Source organism: Corallococcus sp. AB049A (assembly GCF_003668885.1).
Taxonomy (GTDB): domain Bacteria; phylum Myxococcota; class Myxococcia; order Myxococcales; family Myxococcaceae; genus Corallococcus; species Corallococcus interemptor.
Genome location: NZ_RAWL01000463.1, coordinates 1 through 6,476 on the forward strand (window position 1 = coordinate 1; position 6,476 = coordinate 6,476).

Consider the following 6,476-nt stretch of genomic DNA (forward strand, 5'->3'; position numbering starts at 1 on the left):
GGTCACCCACTGGCGATTCTCAATGGATGGAAAGGTTGGGGCAGCTATCATCCGCATTTGAAGAGTGTCAAGGTCAACAGACTCCGGGGCACGCCCCAATCGCGCCCCGAGTCCGGGCCCTACCCGCCCTGCATGCGGACCACGATGACGCTGATGTTGTCGTCGCCGCCGCGGTCGTTGGCCAGGTCGATGAGGTGCTTGGGCACCTCATCCAGGTTCGCGTGGCGCGCGACGGCGTCGTGGATCTCCCGGTCCTCGAGCATGTTCGCGAGGCCGTCCGAGCAGAGCAGGAACACGTCACCGGGCTCGGAGACGAGTCCCATGACGTCCACCTGGACCTCCTCCTCGAAGCCGACGGAGCGGGTGATGATGTTCTTGTACCGGGAGTGCTTGGCCTCTTCCGGTGTGATCATCCCCGCTTTTATCTGCTCGTTGACCAGCGAGTGGTCCTCGGAGATCTGCTGGATGAGGTCCCCGCGGATGAGGTACGCGCGACTGTCGCCCACGTGGGCGAAGAAGGCGTGCTCGTCGCGGACCACCAGGGAGATGACTGTCGTGCCCATGCCGGACAGGCGCGCGTCATCCTGGGCGGTGAGGTAGATGGCCTGACAGGCCTTCTCCACCGCGCCCCGGAGCGCTTCCGGTATGGGCGAATCCTGGAGGTTGGGAACGCTGACGAAGGGGTTGTCTCGCCCTTCACGCGCGCGCCTCAGCTCCTTGTCGATGGTCTCGACGGCGATGCGCGACGCGGTACCGCCACCCGCGTGCCCACCCATGCCGTCCGCCACGACGTAGAGCTGGAGCTCATCGTCAATGAGGAAGCTGTCCTCGTTGTGATTGCGCTTGCGCCCGACGTCCGTCAGGCCAGCGGAGATGACTTTATGGCGGGGGGCCGCGGTCTGCCCTGCGGTGCTGGACACGCGCCGGATGCTATGTGAGCCCATTAGTGGGGGCAAGGACGCGCGCGAAAACTCGCGGTGCGTCATGCCCCTCCCCCTGGGTCACCCCTACCTTGTAGGCCCCCATTTCAGGCCGTCCGGCGAAGCCGCCCCCGGGGGCTATTGCCTTCCGGGCCGGATTCCCGGCGCGCCCGGGGCGTGGCCCGGTGGGCCGAGCGCACCAGCGCCTCCGCCGCGCCCAGCGCCTCGCGCGTCACCTCCACGCCGGACATCATGCGCGCCAGCTCCTGGGTGCGCTCGGCGCCCGCCGCCAGAGGGAGAACCTGGGACACGGTGCGCTCGCCCTTCACGCTCTTCTTGATGAGCAGGTGCGCGTCCGCGTAGGCCGCCACCTGGGGCAGGTGCGTGATGCAGAGCACCTGACGGTGGGAGCTGACCTCGCGAATCATCCGGCCCACCACGTCCGCGATGGCGCCGCTGACGCCCGCGTCCGCTTCGTCCAGGATGTAGCAGCCGCACGCGTCGCTGTCCGCCAGTGCACGTTTGAGCGCGAGCAGCAGGCGGCTCGCCTCACCGCCCGAGGCCACCTTGGCCAGGGGCCGCGCCGGTTCACCCGGGTTGGCGCTGAAGAAGAACTCCACTTCGTCCAGGCCGTCCGGACGCAAGCTCTCCCCGGGGGTCACGCGGACCTCGAAGGCGGCCTTGCCCATGGCCAGCCCGCCCAGGCCCTCGCGCACCTGCTGGGAGAAGGCCCCGGCGGACGTCTTGCGCGCGCGGGACAGCGTCAGCGCCGCCTTGCGCGCCCGCTCCTCCACGCGCTTCCGCTCCTGGTTCAGCTCCTCCAGGATTTCGCGCCGGTTCTCCAGCGTGCCCAGCTCCGTCTCCAGCTCGCCGCGCTTCTTGAGGACGCCGTCCAGCGTGGTGCCGTGCTTGCGGCACAGCCGCTTGAGCGCGTCCAGCCGCTCCTCCACCTCCCCCAGCCGCCCGGGGTCGGACTCCAGCCCCTCCACGTACCGGTTGAGCAGGCGCGAGGCCTCCTCCAGTTCCGACAGCGCGGTGCTGAGCGACTGCGCCACGGGCGCGAGCGTGGCGTCGCACTTGACGCCCTCGTGCACGAGCCCCAGCGCGCGCCCGACGATTTCGACCGCGGACGGCGCTTCGCCCGACACCAGCACTTCGGCTTCCGCGCCCTGGCGCTTGAGCTTCTGCGCGCTGCCCAGCCGCCGGCGCTCCGCGTCCAGCTTCACGTCCTCGCCGGACTCCGGGTCCAGGCGCGTGATTTCGTCCAGCTGGAAGCGCAGGAACTCCGCGCGCTCGCGCACCTTGGCGTCGTCTCCGCCCAGCGCGTCCATGCGCGAGTCCACTTCACGCAGGTTCGCCCACTCGCGGCCGTACGCGGCCAGCGTCTCCTCCAGGCCGCCATACTTGTCCAGGAGCACCCGGTGCAGCCCGGAGTCGAAGAGGCTGACGTGCTCATGCTGGCCGGCGATGTCCACCGCGCCGCGCGTGAGCTTGCCCAGCACGCCCAGCGTCACCAGCGCGCCGTTGACGTAGACCTTTCCGCGCCCGGTGCGCCCGAGCACGCGGCGCACGAGCACCTCCTCTCCCAGGTCCGGGAGGCCCAGTTCCTCCAGGCGCGCGGCCAGCACCGGTGTCCGGGCGAACACGCCCTCCACCGCCGCGTCCTCGCAGCCCGCACGGATGACGTCCGCATCCGCCCTGCCCCCGAGCAGGAGGCCCAGCGCGTCCACCAGAATGGACTTGCCGGCCCCCGTCTCACCCGTGAGGACGGTGAGGCCCGCGCCGAACGCGACCTCCACCTCCTCAATCACCGCAACGTTCGTAATCCGAAGACCCAGCAGCACCTGCGCCCTCCGCGGTCCGTACGACGGCCCCAATACCTGAACACCCTAGCAGGTCCTGATGACACTGCACAGGTGTTCGGGTCGGGCGGACGGTGGGAGGGCGAGTGGGAGGGCGTGGCCTGTTGGCGCCACAACCATCTCCCACTCTGGAAGGCGCCCCTAAATCTCGGTGAACAGCTCCTGGATGTCCTGTTCGGTGAGGGTCCTGCCCATGTCGTCCCCGTCCGTGCCGAGCACGCCGGCGGCGAGTTCGCGCTTGCGACGCTGGAGGCTCAGGATCTTCTCCTCCACCGTGCCGCGGGTGATCAGCTTGTAGCTGATGACCGCGCGCGTCTGACCGATGCGGTGCGTACGGTCCGTGGCCTGGTCTTCCACGGCGGGGTTCCACCACGGGTCGAAGTGGATGACGTAGTCCGCGGCGGTGAGGTTCAAGCCGGTGCCGCCCGCCTTGAGGCTGATGAAGAAGAGCGGCGGGCCGTCAGGGCGGTTGTACTCGTCCACCTTGCCCATGCGGTCCTTGGTGCGGCCGTCCAGGTAGAGGTAGCGCAGGCCCTTCTTGTCCGCCTCCTGCTTCAAGAGCTCCAGCATCTCCGTGAACTGGCTGAAGACGAGCGCGCGGTGGCCTTCCGCCACCAGGTCCGCGACCAGTTCCATGAAGCGCTCGAGCTTCGCGCTGGGCGGCAAGAGCGTGCCGGGCGGCATCTTGAGCAGGCGCGGATCGCAGCACACCTGACGCAGGCGCATGAGCGCCGCGAGGATGGAGACGCGGCTGCGCTTGAAGCCCACCTTCTCGATGGACTCGTTCACCTTGCGGCGGCTCTCCTCCAGCACCTCGCGGTAGAGCGCGGCCTGGCCGGGCTCCATCTCGCACCACGCGACGCTCTCCGTCTTCGGCGGCAGGTCCTTGGCCACCTCCGTCTTGAGGCGGCGCATGATGAAGGGCTGGATGCGGCGGCGCAGCCGGTCCTTGGCGGTGGCGTCGTTGGCCACCTGGATGGGCTGCTCGTAGCGGTCGCTGAAGCCCTCCGCGCTGCCCAGGAAGCCGGGCATCAGGAAGTCGAAGATGCTCCAGAGCTCCGACAGGCGGTTCTCCAGCGGCGTACCGGTGAGCGCCAGGCGCGTCTCGCTGGGCAGCGACTTGCACGCCTGCGCGGTGGCGCTGTCCGCGTTCTTGATGTTCTGCGCCTCGTCCAGGATGACGTAGCGGAAGCCCACCTGGGACAGCTGCTCCAGGTCGCGGCGCACCAGCGCGTACGACGTGAGCACCAGGTCCATGCCCTTGAGGTCCTCGGCGCGCTCGCGGCGGTCCTGCCCGTGCCACACCATGGCCTTGAGGCCCGGCGTGAAGCGCTCCGCCTCGCGCTCCCAGTTGGCGAGCACGCTCGTGGGCGCGACCACCAGGGACGGCTTGCGGCCTTCGTCGTTGGCCACCTTCTGCATGAGGCTCAGGGACTGGATTGTCTTTCCGAGCCCCATGTCGTCCGCGAGGATGCCGGACAGCCCGTGGCGCCGCAGGAACCAGAGCCAGGACAGGCCCGCCTCCTGGTAGTGGCGCAGCGTGGCCTGCAGGCCTTCCGGCACGGCCACCTTCGGCACGCCGGAGGACTCGCGCAGGGCCAGCATGGCCTGGCGGGCCTTGGCCTCCACCTCGGTGAACTCACCCAGGTCCGCGAGCAGGTCCAACGCCACCGCCTGGTGCAGCGGCAGCCGCGTGCGCGTGCGGCCCGGCATGGCGCCGGCCTCCTCCAGGAGGTCCGCCACGCGCTTGATCTCCGCGACGTCCGCCTCCGCGAAGGAGCCGTCCTTCAGCGGCACGAACTTGCGGCCGGAGTCCAGCCACATGCGCACCGCGCCCAGGTCCACGGCCTGGTCGTCGGTGACGAACTCCGCGTCCAGGTCGAACCACTGCACGCCGCTCATGCCCACGCGGATGCGCGGCTTGAGCTTCGGGCGCAGCCGCACCTTGGGCGCCTGCACGCCGTAGCGCTCCCACTCCGCGGGCAGGCTGGCCAGGCCACGCGCCCAGAACTCCAGGGCCACGTCACCCGTCGCGTCGAACGCCTGCGCGGCCTGATCAAACCGCAGCCCCTGGTCGAGCAGCAGCTTGCCCGCGGCGCGCTCCACCTCGTCGCGGCGGCGGTAGAGCTTGCGCGCGTCCTCGCCCACGCCGCTGGCGTAGCCCAGGTGCGTGGCCGTGGGGGACACCGCCACGGTCGTCTGGCCATACCTCGCGGCCAGCTGCACCTTCACGCGCTCCGCGGCGCCCTCCAGCGTGAGGACGAAGCGCGGCTCCACCGACTCGTCCACTTCGATGTCGTCCGCCTTCAGCGACATGCGGAAGCGCGGCAGGTGCGCCGCGAAGAACGTCAGCACCCGGTCCAGCTGCCCGGACGGGAAGGCCATGGTCGGTTCCAGCAGCCACTTGCGCAGCAGGCGCGGCGGGAAGTCCGGCTCCACGGCGTGGAGGTTCTGCGCCTGGATGACGTACGTGCGCCGGCCCGCGAGCACGATGACGTCCTTGAGCGGGTAGCCCACGCCATCCGGGAACAAGAGTTCAATCTGCGCGGTGGCGCCATCCGGACGCGACTCCAGATGGATCTGCGGCCGCACGGGCTGTTCCATGTAGACCAGCGGCGTGCCCCGGTAGATGACCCGGCGCTGGCGCAACAGCTCCAGCACCTCGCACAGGTCCTCGTCGGAGAGGACGATGCGCGAGTCGTAGCGGTGCTCATGGCGCGACAGCACCATGAAGATGCGCTCGTCCGCGGGCGCGATGCGGCTGCCCGCCTGGAGCAGGCGCTTCACGTGCACGGGGCCCTTGGTCTGCGCGTCCTGACGGCGCACGTCCACGACCCAGTGGCGGCCGTTGGAGCCACCCGCGCCGGTGTTGGCGGGGGTGAGCCGGTAGAGGAACTCGTAGTCGGGCAGCGACGACAGGCCCAGCCAGCTCTCCACCTTGGCGAGCGCGGGCAGGCTGACGCCTTCCATCCCGGGCACACCGCCCGGGGGAATCTCCTCCTCGTCGTCCGGTCCCAGGTCCTCGGGTTCGGGCGGCGGAGGAGGCGGCGCCGCGGCCTTCTGCGGCGGGGGCGGCGGCCTGAAGCGGGCCGCGTAGATGAGTGCCACGGCGACCACGTGCTCGCAATGCGGGCCAGTGGTGTTCCACACCGGGCAGGTGCAGGAGGAAACGACTTTTCCCTCTCCTGGAATCAGGGCCACGTCGTAGCGCTCGCCGGACGGACCCGCGACCTGCGCGCGGATGCGTTCGGGTTCACGCGTGAGGCCGAAGACGCGGCGGCCTTCGGCCACCTCGCGGCCTTTCTTGAACGTGGCGGGCTGGACCTCGGCCTTGAGGGCGCGGAGCCAGAGTCCGTCCTGGGGGGAGAGGGGGTCTCGGGTGTCAGCGGTGGTTTGCACGGCTTGCAAGGCCCCAGACTCCTTGGTCGGGGGGAACCGCCTCGCTTAACACAGTGAGGGGCTCCCCGCGCGCGGGAAAAAATACGGCGTCCGCCAGCCGATGCGGCCGGGCGGCGCGAAGCTGTGAGATCATCAACGTCCGCCATGTCCGGGTCCCGTCCCAGTCCGCCCACACTCCGGCCGTTGCCCCTGGGACCCTGCGTCCGGGGGCCTGTCAGGCCGGCTGTCACCCCGGCCGGGTACCTTGGATGCCTCCAGGTCCACCCCGGGTGTCATCCCCCGGGCTGAAAAACGC

At 69.9% G+C, this 6,476-nt stretch carries 3 protein-coding genes; all 3 read right to left on the reverse strand.

The genetic code is table 11. The features are described from left to right. Positions 1-119 precede the first annotated feature (119 nt). The 3 genes from D7X55_RS33520 to D7X55_RS33530 all read right to left on the reverse strand — a co-directional run bounded on the left by D7X55_RS33520 (position 120) and on the right by D7X55_RS33530 (position 6,190). Positions 120-920, reverse strand: coding sequence for a Stp1/IreP family PP2C-type Ser/Thr phosphatase (locus D7X55_RS33520; protein WP_120546148.1), 801 nt, complete (start codon positions 918-920; stop codon positions 120-122). Positions 921-1,027: 107 nt separating this feature from the next. Beyond that, positions 1,028-2,764: a DNA repair protein RecN gene (gene recN / locus D7X55_RS33525; RefSeq protein WP_120546149.1), complete on the reverse strand. Its 1,737-nt coding sequence runs from the start codon at positions 2,762-2,764 to the stop codon at positions 1,028-1,030. A gap of 159 nt (positions 2,765-2,923) precedes the next feature. After that, positions 2,924-6,190, reverse strand: a complete 3,267-nt coding sequence (locus D7X55_RS33530; RefSeq protein WP_233610225.1) for an SNF2-related protein — start codon at positions 6,188-6,190, stop codon at positions 2,924-2,926. Between the last annotated feature and the right edge of the window lie 286 nt (positions 6,191-6,476).